This is a genomic window from Bacteroidales bacterium (genome assembly GCA_041671145.1).
GTDB lineage: Bacteria > Bacteroidota > Bacteroidia > Bacteroidales > JAHJDW01 > JAQUPB01.
Genome location: JBAZBZ010000007.1, coordinates 31,428 through 49,266 on the forward strand (window position 1 = coordinate 31,428; position 17,839 = coordinate 49,266).

11 protein-coding genes are annotated in these 17,839 nt (G+C 31.5%); 10 read left to right on the plus strand and 1 reads right to left on the minus strand.

The genetic code is table 11. The annotated features are described in order from the left end of the window. The 8 genes from WC223_04015 (at position 1) to WC223_04050 (ending at position 13,416) form a co-directional block, all read left to right on the plus strand. Positions 1-1,554: a DUF4301 family protein gene (locus WC223_04015; GenBank protein ID MFA6923400.1), complete on the plus strand. Its 1,554-nt coding sequence runs from the start codon at positions 1-3 to the stop codon at positions 1,552-1,554. A gap of 310 nt (positions 1,555-1,864) precedes the next feature. Further along, complete coding sequence (locus tag WC223_04020) at positions 1,865-2,440, plus strand: RNA polymerase sigma factor (GenBank protein ID MFA6923401.1); 576 nt, start codon at positions 1,865-1,867, stop codon at positions 2,438-2,440. Next, positions 2,424-3,707: a PKD domain-containing protein gene (locus tag WC223_04025; GenBank protein MFA6923402.1), complete on the plus strand. Its 1,284-nt coding sequence runs from the start codon at positions 2,424-2,426 to the stop codon at positions 3,705-3,707. The genes WC223_04020 and WC223_04025 overlap by 17 nt, the downstream gene beginning before the upstream one ends. Before the next feature lie 201 nt (positions 3,708-3,908). Beyond that, positions 3,909-6,071: a helix-turn-helix domain-containing protein gene (locus tag WC223_04030; protein MFA6923403.1), complete on the plus strand. Its 2,163-nt coding sequence runs from the start codon at positions 3,909-3,911 to the stop codon at positions 6,069-6,071. Between the two features lie 30 nt (positions 6,072-6,101). After that, on the plus strand, positions 6,102-7,631 hold the full coding sequence (locus WC223_04035; protein MFA6923404.1) for a cytochrome ubiquinol oxidase subunit I: 1,530 nt from the start codon (positions 6,102-6,104) through the stop codon (positions 7,629-7,631). An 88-nt stretch (positions 7,632-7,719) separates the two neighbouring features. Next, a complete protein-coding gene (cydB, locus tag WC223_04040; GenBank protein MFA6923405.1) occupies positions 7,720-8,838 on the plus strand; it encodes a cytochrome d ubiquinol oxidase subunit II in 1,119 nt (372 codons plus the stop codon). Positions 8,839-9,039: 201 nt separating this feature from the next. Next, a complete protein-coding gene (gene fusA, locus WC223_04045) occupies positions 9,040-11,109 on the plus strand; it encodes an elongation factor G (GenBank protein MFA6923406.1) in 2,070 nt (689 codons plus the stop codon). 183 nt (positions 11,110-11,292) lie between these two features. After that, positions 11,293-13,416 (plus strand): Tex family protein, encoded by a 2,124-nt coding sequence (locus WC223_04050; GenBank protein MFA6923407.1) that lies wholly within the window; start codon positions 11,293-11,295, stop codon positions 13,414-13,416. A 73-nt stretch (positions 13,417-13,489) separates the two neighbouring features. Here WC223_04050 and WC223_04055 read toward each other — a convergent pair whose 3' ends face one another. Next, positions 13,490-15,352 (minus strand): ABC-F family ATP-binding cassette domain-containing protein, encoded by a 1,863-nt coding sequence (locus WC223_04055; GenBank protein MFA6923408.1) that lies wholly within the window; start codon positions 15,350-15,352, stop codon positions 13,490-13,492. Positions 15,353-15,863: 511 nt separating this feature from the next. On the opposite strand from WC223_04055, the gene WC223_04060 reads away from it, so the two are divergent. After that, positions 15,864-17,108: a site-specific DNA-methyltransferase gene (locus tag WC223_04060; protein MFA6923409.1), complete on the plus strand. Its 1,245-nt coding sequence runs from the start codon at positions 15,864-15,866 to the stop codon at positions 17,106-17,108. Next, entirely contained in the window at positions 17,105-17,761 is a 657-nt protein-coding gene (locus WC223_04065; GenBank protein ID MFA6923410.1) for a hypothetical protein, read from the plus strand. Before WC223_04060 ends, WC223_04065 begins: the two co-directional genes overlap by 4 nt. The last annotated feature ends 78 nt before the right edge of the window (positions 17,762-17,839 follow it).

Consider the following 17,839-nt stretch of genomic DNA (forward strand, 5'->3'; position numbering starts at 1 on the left):
ATGTTTTCCGAAAAAGATTTACAGCACATATCGGCAAAAGGAATAAGAAAAGAAGCAATAATAAGGCATATCGAGCATTTTAAAAAGGGATTTCCTTTTGTTGTTCTTGATGCGCCTGCAATAAATGGCAACGGAATAAAAGTTTTTACGAAAAATGAAACAGGCGATTTATGCCGGAAATATGATAAATACGTAGCTTCGGGAACTAATGTGATGAAATTTGTTCCTGCATCGGGAGCCGCAACAAGAATGTTTAAAACATTATTTTCTTTTACCGAGTGGTATAAAAACACAGAGCATGATTACGAAAAATATTTGTCTGATAAAAGTTTTAATTCAGTTTTTAATTTTATTTCCAATATTAAAAAATTTGCTTTTTATGACGATTTAAAAAGTGCATTAAAAAAAAATAATTTAGATATTGATATTTGCCTGAAAGAAAAAAAATACAATGAAATAATAAATTGTCTTTTGAAAGTAGAAGGACTTGATTATGGAAATCTCCCGAAGGGATTATTGAAATTTCATAAATACGAAAATTCAAACAGAACTTCTCTTGAAGAACATTTGGTGGAAGGAGCAAATTACTGTAAATGCTGTGGAAATACAGTAAGCATTCATTTTACTTTTTCACCCGAACATATTGAAAGATTTGTTGAGCATATTAATTCTGTTCTTCCTTCTTATGAAAAAATGTTTAAAGTAAAATTCATGATTTCATATTCGGTTCAGAAATCTTCAACCGATACAGTTGCTGTTGATATGAAAAATGAATTGTTTAGGGAAAAAGACGGTTCGATTCATTTTCGCCCTGCCGGTCATGGTGCTTTAATCGAAAATCTGAATGATATTAAAGGAGAAATTATTTTTATTAAAAATATTGATAATGTTGTTCCCGATATTTATAAAGAAACAACTTATACGTATAAAAAAGTATTGGCAGGCTATCTGATAGAAATAAGAGAAAAAATAAAAAATTACCTTCAGAAACTTGAGAATAATATTAATGATAAAAAAATTGACGAAATAAAAGAATTTTCAATGAAAACACTTTGCATCGGTTTTCCTGAATATTTTGACGAAAAAGAAAAAGATGAAAAGATAAAATATTTATTTAATGTTCTTAATCGTCCTGTGAGAATTTGTGGAATGGTTAAAAATGAGGGTGAACCAGGAGGAGGTCCATTTTGGGTGAAAGATAAAAATGGTCAAATATCATTGCAGGTAGTTGAGACTTCTCAAATAAACATGAATGATGGTGAGCAAAAAGAAATTCATAAAGCATCTACTCACTTCAATCCGGTTGACCTCGTTTGCAACGTAAGAAATTATAAAAACATACCATTTAAGTTGCTTGACTTTACCGACCCCGATACAGGTTTTATTTCAACAAAATCAAAAGATGGCACCGAAATAAAAGCTCTTGAACTCCCTGGTTTATGGAACGGAGCAATGGCAAAATGGATAACAATATTTGCAGAAGTTCCGCTTATTACATTTAATCCTGTTAAAACAATAAATGACCTTTTGAGAAAAGAACATTTGAATCAATGAAACAATAATTTCTGAAGGCATAAAAAATGGAGAGCAGAAATTATTAAGCCGAATTAATATTTTTTTGTATTAAAGAGGATTTGAATTATTGCACTCTAAGGATGAGATGCGGGTTTTTAATGATGCCCTCACGAATATTTTCGGTATAATAATAAAAAGGTGTTTTTTTGTAAAAAAAAATCTTTAAAAAAATACAAAAAATAACTTGTAAATCAGTTTGTTGTGAAATTTATTTGTAAATATTAGTAAAAAAAATAGAAATTCTGCAACCATCAGGCGTTTTTTTTTGTCTTTAAAATAGAAAGTCATCATGAACTTGAAAAACGATATAAATGCTGAAAACTTATTAAAAAGTTGTATAAAGGGTGACAGAAAGAGTCAGCAGAGTTTGTATGAGGGGTTTTATAAAAAAATGTTACTTGTGTGCTTGAGGTACTCAAATAACATGGATACAGCCAAAGATATTTTACATGATGGTTTTATAAAGGTTTTTGAAAATTTAAAAAAGTTTGAAAATAAAGGTTCTTTGGAAGGCTGGATTAGGAAGATAATGGTTAATACGGCGATAGATTATTTGAGAAAAAAAGATTTCAAAAATCTGGATTTAGAAAATGAAGTTTTGTTTGAATGGCATGAGAGCGAAGATGAAATCCAAATTGCTGAGGAATATCTGGAGTTAAAAGGAGAATTGATATTAAAAAAGCTTCAGGAATTAAAACCATTATACAGAGCTGTTTTCAATTTGTTTGTTATGGAAAATTACTCACATATTGAGATAGCAAAAGAACTTAATATAAATATTGGAACTTCAAAATCCTGCTTGTCAAGAGCAAAATTGAAATTAAAGGAATTATTAAAAATATATGAAAATGAGTTTAGCAGATAAAAATATGAATTTTGATGAATTAATACGGAATAAACTCGAAAACGTAGAGCTTCCTTACGATACGAAAGGATGGGAAAAACTCGAAAAGAGTTTGCCTCAAAGCAAAACCATTATTCCTAAAAAGTTTATTTTTGGTGCGGCATCTGTAATTATATTAGTTGCAGTGTTAACCACATATTTATATGTTAATAATAAAAATAATATCAAACAAAGCAATAACAAAATAAATAATATTGAAATTAACAAAAAGGATAATATTAATACATATGCTGATAATGATGTAAAGAATACAAATGACAATATGAATTCTCAGCAAAATAACACAGGCAATGAAAATATAGCAATGCATGGAGTTTATGAAAATGCAAAGAGGAATACAGAAACCAGACAGATTACGCCGGTTGTTTCGACTCAATCATATAGCAACAACAATTGGAATAATATTGTTGAAAATAATAATCCCGTAGCCATTGTTAATCCTAACAATACTGCAAATATACTGAGAAATCCTAATGCGGGATTCAGCATCAGTTCAAGAGAAGGATGTTCACCTTTGAAAGTAACTTTCGCACCTGAAGAAAAAAATGATAGTTTGCTTTATTTTTGGAATTTCGGAAATGGTATTACATCTGCTCAAATGAGTCCATCATATATATATAATGATGCCGGAAATTATAATGTAACACTTACAATAAAATATCCTAAAACAAAAAGAACATCAACATCCGGTCTTGCTGTTGTAGTTAAAGCATCGCCGAATGCTGAATTCACATGGGCGGTTAACGATGGCAAATACTCTTTCAGTCCTAATAACAGGAACTCTGATAAATACATATGGAACTTCGGTGATGCCGGAAATTCTGATGAGTTGTATCCCGAACATCAATTTGTTACAAACGGCAGCTATAATGTTCAGCTTACTGTAACTAATGGCAACGGATGTTCTGTAAATAGTTTAAAGAAAGTAGATGTAAAAATAAAATTGTTTAGAATGGCAAATGCTTTTTCACCCAACGGTGATGGGTTAAATGATAAAATAGGACCTGAAGGAAATTTGTCTAACTACGAATTTAGAATGAGAATTTTCGATAGCAGAACAGGAAATAAGGTATTTGAAACAACAGATTTTACAAAGAAATGGGATGGAATAATACAAAATAATGGGCAAAAAGCTGCACCTGGTCTTTATGTTTGGGAAGTAATTTTAAAAGACCAAAATGGAAACATCAACCCGCCAGAAAGAGGTACCATAACACTATTACCATAATGAATCTTTTTTCACTTTCAATACATATAATTAGTCAGAAGCCCCGTTTTTTCGGGGCTTCTTTTTAGTTATTTTTCTTTTGTAAATTTTTTTTGGGGTTCTAAAACTTTCCTGCGAATTCTCAAAAATCCCATACAAATTCTAAAAAGTGTTTTCCTGTATATTTTATTTTTTAAATTTGCAGTCGAAAAAATAAATTAAGTGGAAAATTACGAATTCGATTTAGCTTATGAATTGGTTGAGAACACCGGCAAATCTCTTTTTCTTACAGGGAAAGCAGGTACGGGAAAAACTACATTTTTAAAATACGTTGCAAATAAATCAAAAAAGAAATTAATTATTGTAGCACCAACCGGTGTTGCTGCCATTAATGCAGGTGGAGTTACCATTCATTCAATGTTTAATTTGCCTTTGCTGAGTTTCATCCCATCAAATGATTTTGTTGACCCGAATATAGCAATTAACAGAAATGAATTAATAAAACATTTTCATTACAGCAAAGAAAAACTCAATGTGCTTGTTAAATTGGAATTGATGATTATTGATGAGGTAAGCATGGTAAGAGCCGACATGCTCGATGCCGTTGATATTGCGTTGCAATTTGCAAGAAGAAACAAAAAGCCATTTGGCGGAGTTCAGGTTCTTTTTATTGGCGATATGTTTCAATTGCCGCCTGTTATTAAGGATGAAACAAAAGAAATTCTGGATAAATATTATAAGAGTCCTTACTTTTTCGATAGTTTGGTTTTAACCGAGAATCCTCCTGTAAGCATTGAATTGCTTAAAGTTTACAGGCAGGAAGATGAAAATTTCATCAATATATTAAATAAAATCAGACATCAGGAATACGATAAAGAAGCATTTGATATGCTGCATTTAAGGTACAATCCAACATTTGAACCCAAAGAGAACGGTTATATTTATTTAACAACTCACAATGCCACTGTTGACCGCATTAATCAAACTCAACTCGAAAAAATAAAATCACGAGCATATTTTTTTGATGCCGAAATTTCAGGTGATTTCAGAGAAAATATGTATCCGAATGACAAAAGAATTATTTTAAAAGTCGGGGCACAAGTAATGTTTATTAGAAACGACATGGGTGTTTCAAAAAAATATTTTAATGGGAAAATGGCAACCGTAACATATTTAACTGACGATATTATAAAAGTTAAATTTGAAAATGAAAGTGATGATTATATTGTAGGAAAAGTTGAATGGGAAAATAAACAATACTTTGTTGATAAAGAAACAAACGAAATAAAAGATGATGTTATGGGAATTTTTTGTCAATATCCTATTCGTTTGGCATGGGCTGCAACCATTCATAAAAGTCAGGGCTTAACTTTCGACAAGGCAATAATTGATGCCGGACGTTCATTTGCACCCGGTCAGGTTTACGTTGCTTTAAGCCGTTGCAGAACGTTGGAGGGAATTACTTTAAAATCAAGAATAAATCAGGATGTAATATTTTCCGATGATGCAATAAATTCATTTCAGGATGAATTGTGGAATTTGAGTGCGATACAAGAAATTATTGAGAAAGAAAAATTGCCATATAGCTTGGAAAAAATATATAAAGCTATTAATATGCAAAATCTGATTTATGGTTTTATGGAGTGGAACAAAGTAATTGCCGAGAAAAAAATTCCCGATAGAGAAAAGGTGTTTGAATTATGTAAAAACATCAGTGATTCGTTAAGCGAATTAAGTGATGTCGAACAAAAGTTTGTTAAGCGATTGAAAGAAATGTATGACAGCCATGAAAAAAAAGAAATTACATGGCAGCAAATTGAAGATAGATGTGTGAAAGGAATAGAATATTTTGTAAAATTATTAAATGAAAAAGTTTTATTTCCATTTGAACAGCACGGGGAATCAATAAAGAAAGCAAAAAAAATAAAAGGATATCTGAAAATTGTAACAGGACTTAAAGCGGAAACAACAGGAAAAATAAAACAATTAAAAGAACTTTATCTTTTAGAGAAAAAATTATACACTTCAAAACCTGAAGATGAACAAAAAAATATTGTCAAAACCAAAGAAGAAACTGAAAAAGAAAAACTATCAACTTACGACATAACATTTGCTTTATTGGAAGAAGGCAAAAGCATTGAAGAAGTTGCGGAAGAAAGACACATGGCAACGGGAACCATATATTCTCATGTTTCAAAATTAATATTGGAAGAAAAAATAATTGCTGCGAAATATATTGAGCAGGAACGCCTTGATACAATTTTGAATATCATAAAACAACAGGAAAAACCATCGTTGAAAGCTATTAAGGAAAGTTTGGATGAAACTTTTTCTTATGGAGAAATAAATATTGCAAGTGCTGAATTTTACAGAACAAAATCGTAAAGTCAATTTATTAAGATAATTATTTATAATATGGCAAGCATTGATTTATCATTAGCAGATTGGTCGAGGGCGCAATTTGCGTTAACAGCCATTTATCACTGGTTGTTTGTTCCGTTAACACTTGGTTTATCAGTGATAATGGCATTAATGGAAACCATTTATATAAGAACAAAAAATCCCGAATGGAAAAGAATCACAAAATTCTGGATGTCTTTATTTACTGTAAATTTTGCAATTGGTATAGCAACAGGATTGATTTTAGAATTTGAATTCGGCACAAACTGGTCAAATTTTGCATGGTTCGTCGGAGATATTTTTGGTGCGCCATTGGCAATTGAAGGATTAGCAGCGTTTTTCCTTGAAGCTACTTTTTTTGTGGTAATGTTTTTCGGCTGGAATAAAGTTAGCAGAAAATTCCACTTGCTTTCAACATGGCTTGTTGCAATTGGTTCAAATTTATCTGCATTCTGGATTTTAGTTGCAAATGCCTGGATGCAATATCCTGTCGGCACAAAATTCAATATGGATACAGCTCGAAATGAAATGCAAAATTTTTGGGATGTTGCATTTTCCCCTGTTGCCAATGTAAAATTTATTCATACTGTTACTTCAGCTTTTGTTCTTGCTTCGGTTTTTGTTATCGGAGTTAGCGCATGGTATTTGTTAAGAAAAAGAGAGTTTTTTTTAGCAAAAAAAAGTATTTATATAGGAGCTGTTTTCGGATTATTATCATCGCTTATACTGGCTTTTACCGGAGATAAGTCTGCACAGCACGTTGCAAAATATCAGCCGATGAAACTTGCTGCAGTTGAAGGTTTATACCATGGACAAAAAGGTGCGGGACTTGTTGCTATCGGAATTTTAAATCCTAAAAAAAGATTTGATAATAACGAAAATGAATTTTTATTCATGCTGAGATTTCCAAAATTACTTTCATTGTTGAGTTTCCATGATAAAAATTCTTTTATTCCGGGAGTGAACGATTTAATAAATGGAAATATTGAAAACAGAATTATTCCTGCAAAAGAAAAAATTATACAAGGTAAAAATGCTGTTCTTGCGTTGGCAAATTATAAATATGCTGCAAAAAAAAACGACACGGATTTAATGAGTATTTATAAAAATGAATTTTATGAAAATTATAAAAACATTGGTTATGGCTATGTTGACGAAGTAAAATATCTTGTACCAAATATTCCTTTTGTTTTTTACAGCTTTCATTTCATGGTTTATTTGGGAGTTTACTTTATGCTCTTTTTTGCATTTATAATTTATCTGTCATACAAGAAAAATTTCGAAAAGCAAAAGTTGCTTTTACGAGTTGCTGTTTGGTCAATACCTTTGGCATATATTGCATCAATGCTTGGCTGGCTCGTTGCTGAAGTTGGTCGGCAGCCATGGGTGATTCAGGATATAATGACTACGAATGCTGCAACTTCAAATATACCGGTAAAATCGGTGCAAATAACTTTTGTGATTTTTGCAATTATTTTTACAATATTATTTATAGCAAATATTAAAATTTTAACGAATTTGATAAAACAAGGACCAAAAGAATAATGATTTCTGGTTCTATTATATTTTGAGTTTGTAAAAATAAAAATGTCAAAGATTCACAGATAAAAAAAAGATTAATATGTTTGAAACAATGTCTTTGTACCAACTACAGCAATACTGGTGGATAATAATTTCTTTGCTTAGCGGTATTTTTGTTTTTTTAATGTTTGTACAGGGAGGTCAAACATTTATGAAAACTCTTCCGCAAAACGAAGAAGAAAAAAAAATATTGATTAATTCACTCGGCAGAAAATGGGAATTAACTTTCACTACATTGGTAATGTTTGGCGGTGCTATGTTTGCTGCGTTTCCATTATTCTATGCAACAAGTTTTTCGGGAGCATACTGGCTATGGCTGCTGATTTTATTTTGTTTTATAATACAAGCTGTTTCTTATGAATTCAGAATAAAAAAAGGAAATTTTCTCGGACATAAAATATATGAAGGTTTTTTATTAATCAACGGATGCTTTGGAAGTTTTCTTATCGGAATTGTTGTTGCAACTTTTTTCAATGGCTCGGGATTTTCTCTTAATCAAAATAATATAGTACATTGGCAAAGCAGCATGCAGGGACTCGAATCAATTTTTAATGTTTTTAATTTGTGTTTGGGAGCAAGTGTTTTATGGTTAACCCGCTTGCTCGGTTTGATGTATTTTATAAATAATATTGAAAATGAAAAAATATTAGAAAAAGCTTTTAGAAAGCTTAAATTTAATACGGTTTTGTTTTTATTGTTTTTTCTTGCATTTATTTTTCAATTATATTTATTAAAAGGGTATGAAACGGACAGCCAGTTCTCCATTGTGTTTCTCGAAAAAAATAAATATTTTCACAATCTTGTTCAAATGCCTTTAATTGGCTTTTTATTTTTAACCGGAATTGTTTTGGTAATATCCGGGCTTGCAATTTCAATATTTAAAAAGTATAAAAATGGAATCTGGTTTTCGGGTATAGGAACAATTTTAACTGTGTTTGCATTAGTTGCTATCACAGGGTTAAATCATACTGCTTTTTATCCGTCGAACTTCGATTTGCAAAGCTCATTGACAATCGCAAACAGTTCATCAAGCAAATATACTCTTGCTGTAATGGGTTATGTAACTCTTATAATTCCGATTGTCCTGATATATATATGGTATGTCTGGAAAAAAATGGATTCAAAAAGTATTAGTGGTGATGAAATAAAAGAAAATTCTGATACGTATTAACCACATTTGTTTTTTTCTCCTGCAATTATCAGAAAGGCAGATTAGGAAAATTCCTTTATATTCCTTACTTTTGCGCTTATTAGAAAACAACGTAGGTGTTAAAATCCGCAATAAACAAATAACCAGTAGTTAGCAGAAATACCCCTTTAGAAAAGTTTTCCGAGAAAAATAAATTTTAAGCGGAATAAATAAAATTTTAATATGCCACTGAATAAATTAAGAAACATTGGAATTGCTGCTCATATCGACGCAGGCAAAACAACATTAACAGAAAGAATATTATTTTTTACAGGGGTTACAAGAAAAACCGGAGAAGTTCACAACGGAGAAGCAACCATGGATTTCATGAAACAGGAACAGGAGAGAGGTATTACCATTGCTTCGGCTGCAATTACATGTATATGGAAAAATTCGCAAATTAATTTAATTGACACTCCGGGACATGTTGATTTCACAATTGAAGTAGAAAGGTCGTTGAGAGTTATTGATGGAATGATAGCTGTGTTTTGCGCAGTTGGAGGAGTTGAGCCACAATCGGAAACAGTATGGAGTCAGGCAGACAGATATAAAGTTCCGCGTATTGCTTTTGTAAATAAAATGGATAGAACAGGTGCTGATTTTTTTGATGTGGTTTCAATGATGAATAAAAATCTTGATGCTAAAGCTATTCCTTTTCAAATACCAATAGGCGAAGAAGAAAATTTTAATGGTTTTATAGATGTCCTCGAACGAAAAGCATATATATTTTCCGAAAACGAATCTTATGCAAACGAAGTTCCAATAGAATATAAAGAAAAATGCGAAGAAATAAGGTCATTAATAGTTGAGAAACTTGGCGACTACGATGAAGAAATAATGGAGCTTTTTATTAACGAAAAAGATATTCCCGCTGAATTGCTCAGAAAAGCTGCAAGAGTTACAACTCTTAAACTTATGATAACACCCGTATTTTGCGGAGCGGCATATAAAAACAAAGGAATTAAGCAATTGCTTGATGCAGTTGTTGACTATTTGCCTTCACCTGTTGATGTGGGAGCTGTTATCGGAATTGATGTTGATGACCCCGAAAAAACACGCTCGCGTAATCCTTCTATAAAAGAACCTTTTGCTGCACTTGCTTTTAAAGTAATAAATGACCCGTTTGTTGGTCAGCAAAATTTCATAAGAATATATTCGGGTATTCTTAAAGGTGGCATGCAGGTTTTGAATTCCACAAAAGATAAACACGAAAGAATTGGAAGATTTTTTAAAATACATGCAAAAGACAGAGTGGAGATATATGAAGCCGGACCCGGTGATATTGTTGCACTCGTTGGAATGAAATATACTAAAACAGGCGATACTTTGTGTGATAGCGAACATAAATTGCATTTAGAATCAATACATGTACCACCTTCTGTTATTGAACTTAAAATAACTCCGGCAGAACAAAAAGATAAAAGTAAACTTGGAGAATCATTGCATAAACTAACAAATGAAGACCCATCTTTCTGCGTAAGATATGATGAAGAAACGTGTGAAACAATAATTGCAGGAATGGGTGAGTTACATCTGGAAATATTAATTGACCGGCTTAAACATGAATTTGGCGTTGATGTTGTTGTTGGCGAACCGTCAGTTTCGTACAGGGAAACAATAACTCAGGAAATAGAATGTGAATATAAACATGCAAAACAATCAGGTGGTAAAGGACAATTTGCTCAAACAGAAATGCGCATAGAACCTAATATGGGAAAAGGATATGAGTTCATTGATAAAATAAAGGGAGGAGCAATACCGGCAGAATATGTTACTTCTGTTAATAAAGGAATCATGAAAACTTTAGAAGCAGGGGTTCTTGCCGGCTTTCCTGTTGTTGATGTTAAAGTTACATTGATTGATGGAAAGTATCATCCGGTTGATTCATCTGACATGGCTTTTCAGCTTTGTGCTTCCAAATGTTTTAAACGTGGTTTTTTAAAAGCAAATCCAATACTTCTTGAGCCAATAATGAAAATAGAAATTAATACTCCCGATGAACACATAGGCGATATATCCGGAAATCTAAACAAACGAAGAGGCAGAATTGAAGCAATGCGAAGATTTAGAAAAGGTGCACAAAAATTAAATGGTTTCGTTCCTCTTATGGAAATGTTCGGATATGCAACACAGTTGCGAAATATTTCGAGCGGAAGAGCAAACTATTCAATGGAATTTTTTAATTATTTGCCTATACCAAAATCCGTACAAGATGAAGTTATAGAGAAAATTGAGAAAAAAAAGGAAAAGTAAAAATCTGAAATCATCCTGCTTTGGCTGTTAGTTGCTTGATGTTTGCAAATTATATTAATATTATTTTCAAACCGACAAACATTTTTTATAAAATTCTTATTTTAGTAATATGATACTTCTGTAAGTTTATAAATAATATTATAATTTTACTTTATAAATCTTAAAATTTCCAACGATTTTTTTATGGCTCAGAAACATGTTGAAATAATATCAAAACAATTAAACCTAAGTAAAGAACACGTAAATAAAACTATTGAATTGTTCGAAGGCGGAGCAACTATACCATTTATCAGCAGGTATAGAAAAGAACAAACCGGAAGCATGGATGAGGTTACGGTTGCGGCAGTTAAAAACTTAATGGAAAAACTTATTGAAATTGATAAACGTCGTGAAACCATTATTAATTCAATAGAAGAACAAGGAAAGATGACTGATGAGTTAAAACAGAAATTAACTGAAAGTTATGTTTTATCGGAGCTTGAAGATATTTATCTGCCATATAAACAAAAACGTAAAACCAAAGCAAGTATAGCGAAAGAAAAAGGACTTGAGCCTTTGGCAATTGCTATTATGAATCAATTAGAGAAAGATATAAATTCTTTTGCCGGAAAATTCATTAATGATAAAGTTGAAACTATTGAAGAAGCATTGCAAGGAGCCAGAGATATAATTGCCGAATTGATAAATGAAGATTTAAAAGCAAGAGATTCTATTCGCAGGTTGTTTATTAATGAAGCAAAAATATATTCGAAAGTAATTAAAGGTAAAGAAACAGATGGTGTTAAATTTATAGATTATTTTGATTACAACGAATTGCTTAAAAGTTGTCCATCGCACAGATATATGGCTATGTGCAGAGGAAATGAAGATGAAATACTAAGAGTTTCGGTTGAACCGGAAGAAGAAAAAGCTATTAAAATATTAGAAAATATTTTTATTAAATCTTCAAATGAATGTTCAAAACATTTGAAGAAAGCAATTACAGATTCATATAAACGACTTTTATATCCATCAATAGAAAATGAAATTAAAGCAATAACAAAAGAAAAAGCAGATGATGAAGCAATAATCGTATTTACCGAAAATCTTCGTCAGTTGTTGCTTGCACCGCCTTTGGGGCAAAAGAGAGTTCTGGCAATTGACCCTGGATTTAGAACAGGTTGCAAAGTTGTATGCTTAGATGCACAAGGAACATTGATGCACAACGCAACCATATATCCTCATCCACCGCAAAAAGAAACAGGAGCTGCCGCAGCAAAAATAAATCAACTTGTGAATGCATATAAAATAGATGCAATCGCAATTGGCAACGGCACAGCAGGTCGCGAAACAGAAACATTTATAAAGAAAGTGAAATTTGAACGCGACATAAAAGTTTTTGTTGTAAGCGAGAATGGCGCATCTGTTTATTCCGCCTCGTCGGTTGCCAGAGAAGAATTTCCTGAGTATGATGTAACCGTTAGGGGCTCTGTTTCTATTGGAAGAAGATTGATGGACCCGTTGGCTGAACTTGTTAAAATAGATGCTAAGTCAATAGGTGTGGGGCAATATCAACATGATGTTGACCAAACAAAACTTAAAAATAGTTTGGACCAGGTTGTAACGCTTTGTGTTAACAAGGTTGGTGTTAATTTGAATACTGCCAGCAAACAACTGCTGACTTATGTTTCGGGTTTAGGATCGGTTTTGGCTCAAAATATAATTGATTATAAAAAAGAAAAAGGAGTTTTTAAATCGAGAAAAGAACTTATGAAAGTTGCCCGTATGGGCGATAAGGCATTTGAGCAATGTGCCGGTTTTCTTCGCATTCCCGATGCCAAAAATTTATTGGATAATAGTGCCGTTCATCCCGAAAGATATAAATTGGTTGAGAAAATGGCATCTGACCTTAATACAACTGTTGATGTTCTTTTGAAAGATGATGCTGTTCGTTCAAAAATAGATATTAATAAATATGTTTCTGATGAAATTGGTTTGCCAACACTTCGGGATATTATTCAGGAGCTTGCAAAACCCGGAAGAGACCCGCGTGAAACCATTAAGGTGTTTGAATTTAATCCAAATGTTCATTCGGTTAAAGACCTCGTTGTTGGCATGACATTGCCCGGAATTGTTACAAACATAACTCGTTTCGGTTGTTTTGTTGATGTCGGTGTTCATCAGGACGGTCTTGTTCATATTTCACAACTTGCAGATAAATTTGTTTCCGACCCGAATGAAATTGTAAAATTGCATCAGCATGTTAAAGTAAAAGTTTTAGAAGTTGATGAGGAAAGAAAGAGAATACAATTGTCTATGAAAATTTAAAAAGCTGCCACAGATTCACAGATTATAAAAAAGTTTTTTTTCTGTGAATCTGTGGCAATTTTAAGATTACAGATTACGTCTTTTCACTCAACTCAAGCCAGCGATTTGATTTTTCTTCAAGTTGTTTTTGTATTTCGTTGTAACGAATAGTATCTGTAGTTAATTGTTCATTAGTGCTATTTCCCAAACTAAAAGCTAACTCGATAATTTTTTTTTCATTCTCTAAAATTTCAATTTCTTTTTCTAATGCTTCAATTTCAATTTTTTCTTTAAATGTGAGTTTTGCTTTATTTTTTATTTTAGGAATTTCGCTTTTTGTATTTTCGTTTTTATTTATTGCTGCTGCATTTTGTTTGAGCTGCTCACAATAATCTCTGTATGCAAAATAATTTCCCGGAAAATCTTTAACCACACCATTTCCTTCGAAAACAAATAAATGGTCAACTATTTTGTCAATAAAATATCTGTCGTGAGTAACTACAACAACGCATCCTTTAAAAGAGGTAAGGTAATCTTCCAAAACATTTAATGTTAATATATCGAGGTCGTTTGTCGGTTCATCAAGAATAAGAAAGTTGGGATTTCGCATCAAAACAGTTACTAAATATAATCTTCGTTTCTCTCCTCCGCTTAATCTGCTGATAGAATTATAATGCATTGAATAAGGAAACATAAAATAATTCAGGAATTGTGCTGCGGTAACAATACTGCCGTTTCCCATATCAATAACTTCTGCAATTTCGTTTACTACATCAATTACTTTTGTATCCTCATTAAAAGTTATACCTTCCTGTTTATAATAACCGAATTTAATGGTTTCTCCTATTTCAATTCTGCCTGAAGCGGGTTTTAAATCTCCTGAAATAATATCTAAAAAAGTAGATTTTCCTGTTCCATTTTTTCCAACAATTCCTATCTTTTCGTTTTTATTAAAGTTATATGTCAAGCCGTTCAATATTTTGAGTTCACCCCAATTATAACAAATATCTTCAAGTTTAATAATTTTATTACCCATTCTTGAACTCTGAATATTTATTTTAATTTTATTATTCTGAATTTTATTTTCTGCTTTTGATTTTAATTCATAAAAACTATCGATTCTGTATTTTGCTTTTGTGGTTCGTGCCTTTGGCATTTTGCGCATCCATTCCTGTTCTTTTTTCAATAAATTGCGGGCTTGGGCAGTTTCCTTATTTAAGTTATAATATCTCTCTGCCTGCTTTTCAATAAAAAAAGAATAATTCCCATTATATCTAAAAACGGAGCCATTGTCTAATTCAATAATTTCGTTGCAAACCCTGTCTAAGAAATATCGGTCGTGGGTAACCATTAGCAAAGTTAAGTTTGATTTTGAAAGAAATTCTTCGAGCCATTCTATCATTTCCATATCGAGATGATTTGTCGGTTCATCAAGAATCAGAAACTCCGGTTCGGTAATCAATATTTTTGCTAATGCAATGCGCTTACACTGTCCGCCCGAAAGCTCGCTTATGTTTTGTTTTAAGTTAGAAATTTTAAGCTTATCTAAAATTTGTTTAATGCGGTTTTCATATTCCCATGCATTGTGCAAATCCATTTTTTCTGAAGCAATTTGTATTTCGTTTTTATTATTGCTTAAAATTGCTTTTTCATAATTTGCAATAGTTTTGGTAATATTATTTGAAGATGAATATACTTCATCGAATATATTATTTTCGGAATTTAAAACGGGTTCTTGTTTTAAATAAGCAACAACTATATCTTTGGTAAGCTTCACGGTTCCGGAATCGGCGCTGTCAATGCTTGCAATAACATTAAGTAAAGTTGTTTTACCTGAACCGTTTGTTGCAATTAACGCTATTTTTTGATATTGATTAACAACAAAAGATATATTTTCAAATAAAACTTTTTCTCTGTATGTTCTGGTAAGATTTTCAACCTGTAAATAAGTCAGCATAATTTTTTTTTCCTGATAGCTGCAAATATAGTTAAAAGAGCGAATAAGTGTTATGTCAGGCATAAAATGTTATAAAAATAAAAACCGAAGTACGATGTGGGAAGTACGAAAAAAATCGTAAATAAAATTGAATTAACGAAAGTGAAAATATTATATTTGTATGAGAAATAATAAAGTAAATAATGTTTTGAAAGGTGTTCGAAGCTATACAAATTAGGGATGCCGGAATATCTTTATTAAACATTTAAGATAGTTATAAGCCATTTTAAAAGACATGTATATGAGAAAATATTTATTTTCAATTTTGTTAACTTTAATAGCAGCGACTTCATTTGGGCAAATATTTTAGGACTTAACTTTTGATGACACCAACTACCTCGTTAGCGGCAAGTTTTATAGCGAACTGCTACTATAATTCAAAGTAAAAAATAATAGTAAAGATAAACTTTTTACTCAAAAAATATTAAAAAAATAAAGTGTATTTTTGCGATATTATATTAATTTTACATAAATGATAGATAAAAAACCATATATAGAAACAATTATTGAAATAAGCCGCTCCTATTTGGAAGAAACATTTTCAAATAAAGAAAGGCTTATGGAGTTTTTGCAAACAGTTGACTATTTAAAAACAAAAACAAACAGAAAAGAGATTATTGATAATTTTACAGATATTTATATTGATTTTGTTAAAAAGGATTATCAAAATCAATATAAAAAAAATAACACAAAACTTGTTAATTTTCTTGAAAATAAAGACGATGGCGTAAAAATTATATGGGGAAATTGTTTTGATGTAATGCGTGGGATGAAACCGGAATCAATTCATTTAATGGTTACATCGCCACCATATTATAACGCTCGTGAATATTCTCAATGGAAAAATTTGAATGATTATTTAGACGACATGAGAATGATAATTCGTGAGGCGTATCGTGTTTTGGACAACAATAGAGTTTTTGTTTTTAATGTGGGCGACATTTTTGATAATGACAATATTACAACAAAATCAACATGGGGAAAAAGACGTATTCCGCTTGGTGCTTATTTTACAAAAATATTTGAGGAAGAGGGTTTTACCTTTGTAGATGATTTTATTTGGGACAAAGGTGAGGTACAAAGCGAGCGACATAAAAATGGAAACAAGCCCTATCCTTTTTATCAATACCCGATGAATTGTTATGAACATATTTTGATTTTTCATAAACACAGAAACGATACAACACGATATCCTTGCCCTGTTTGTGGGTGTATAAAAGTTAATGGCAATGCTTATTCGGAAATTGGATTAAAAAGTTGGGAATGTAAAAATTTTGAATGTTTTGAACGCAGTGAGGCAAATCGTGGGAAAAGATTTTCGCTTAAAACGATTACTACACAGGGTAGGCAAGAAGAAAAATTTGCTATTGAAAAAGAATATATAAAAAAATGGCGCAGAGATATAATTAAAATCAATCCTGTCATAAAAATAAATTCAAAAGGAGAAAATACTTTGGGACATACTGCACCATTTCCTGCAGAAATTCCCGAATTTGCTGTAAAAATGTTTTCTTATCCAAATGAATATGTTTTAGACCCTTTTGGTGGCAGTTTTACTTCTGTAATAACAGCAAAACAACTTGGAAGAATTGGTGTTGGAATTGAATTAAATAAAGAGATGTTTGGCAAAAGCAGTATGCAAAATTTGACGAAATCTTTGCACCCGCAATTATTTAATACAAAAAATATTCAAATTTCAGAAATTAATTTATTATGAATGAGTTAGAAGAAAAGAAAAAACAAGTCATTGGACTTTATGGCGAAATGCGTTTATCAATGGAATTGCACGAACTTGGTTGGCAAGTTCATAGGGCTTATATTGATGAAGGCATTGATTTTACAATCACAAAATACTATTGCCAAAGTTGTAAAAAATACAGTAATCAATATATTCGCTACACTATTCGCAATGGGAAAACGGTTAAATGCGTTACTAATCTGTGTGAGCATTGCAAAGAAACGGAGTTAGAAGTAATTTCTCGGTATTTACAAGTAAAAACTTCCGAAGGGATTAAAACCGAAAAAGACGATGTGAGAAAATTTAGTTTCCACCCTAAAATTAGGTATAATATGGGTAAAGAGGTGTTTTATGTTTGGATTGCTATTTTTGATGACACAAAAGAGAAAAAATGCCATTTTTACATTCTCAATACAAAAGATGTTAAAAAATTTGATAACATAAAATTAGACACATACCAAATTACAGATAATCAAAAAACTGAATTACCAATCAAAAATGATGGTGTTGTATTAAAAAAAGGAACAGTAAATACAGGATACGACTATTCTGTATTTAACACACGGTTTTACAATGATTTTGGTGCATTAGAAATTGAAACAAAAAAACAGCAATACAAAACCAGCCGCTAACATGGGCTTAGTGTTAGCGGGCAGAAATTAGTATTTGATAATTCGGTAATTATTTGAAACGAGAGTAACGAAGAAATC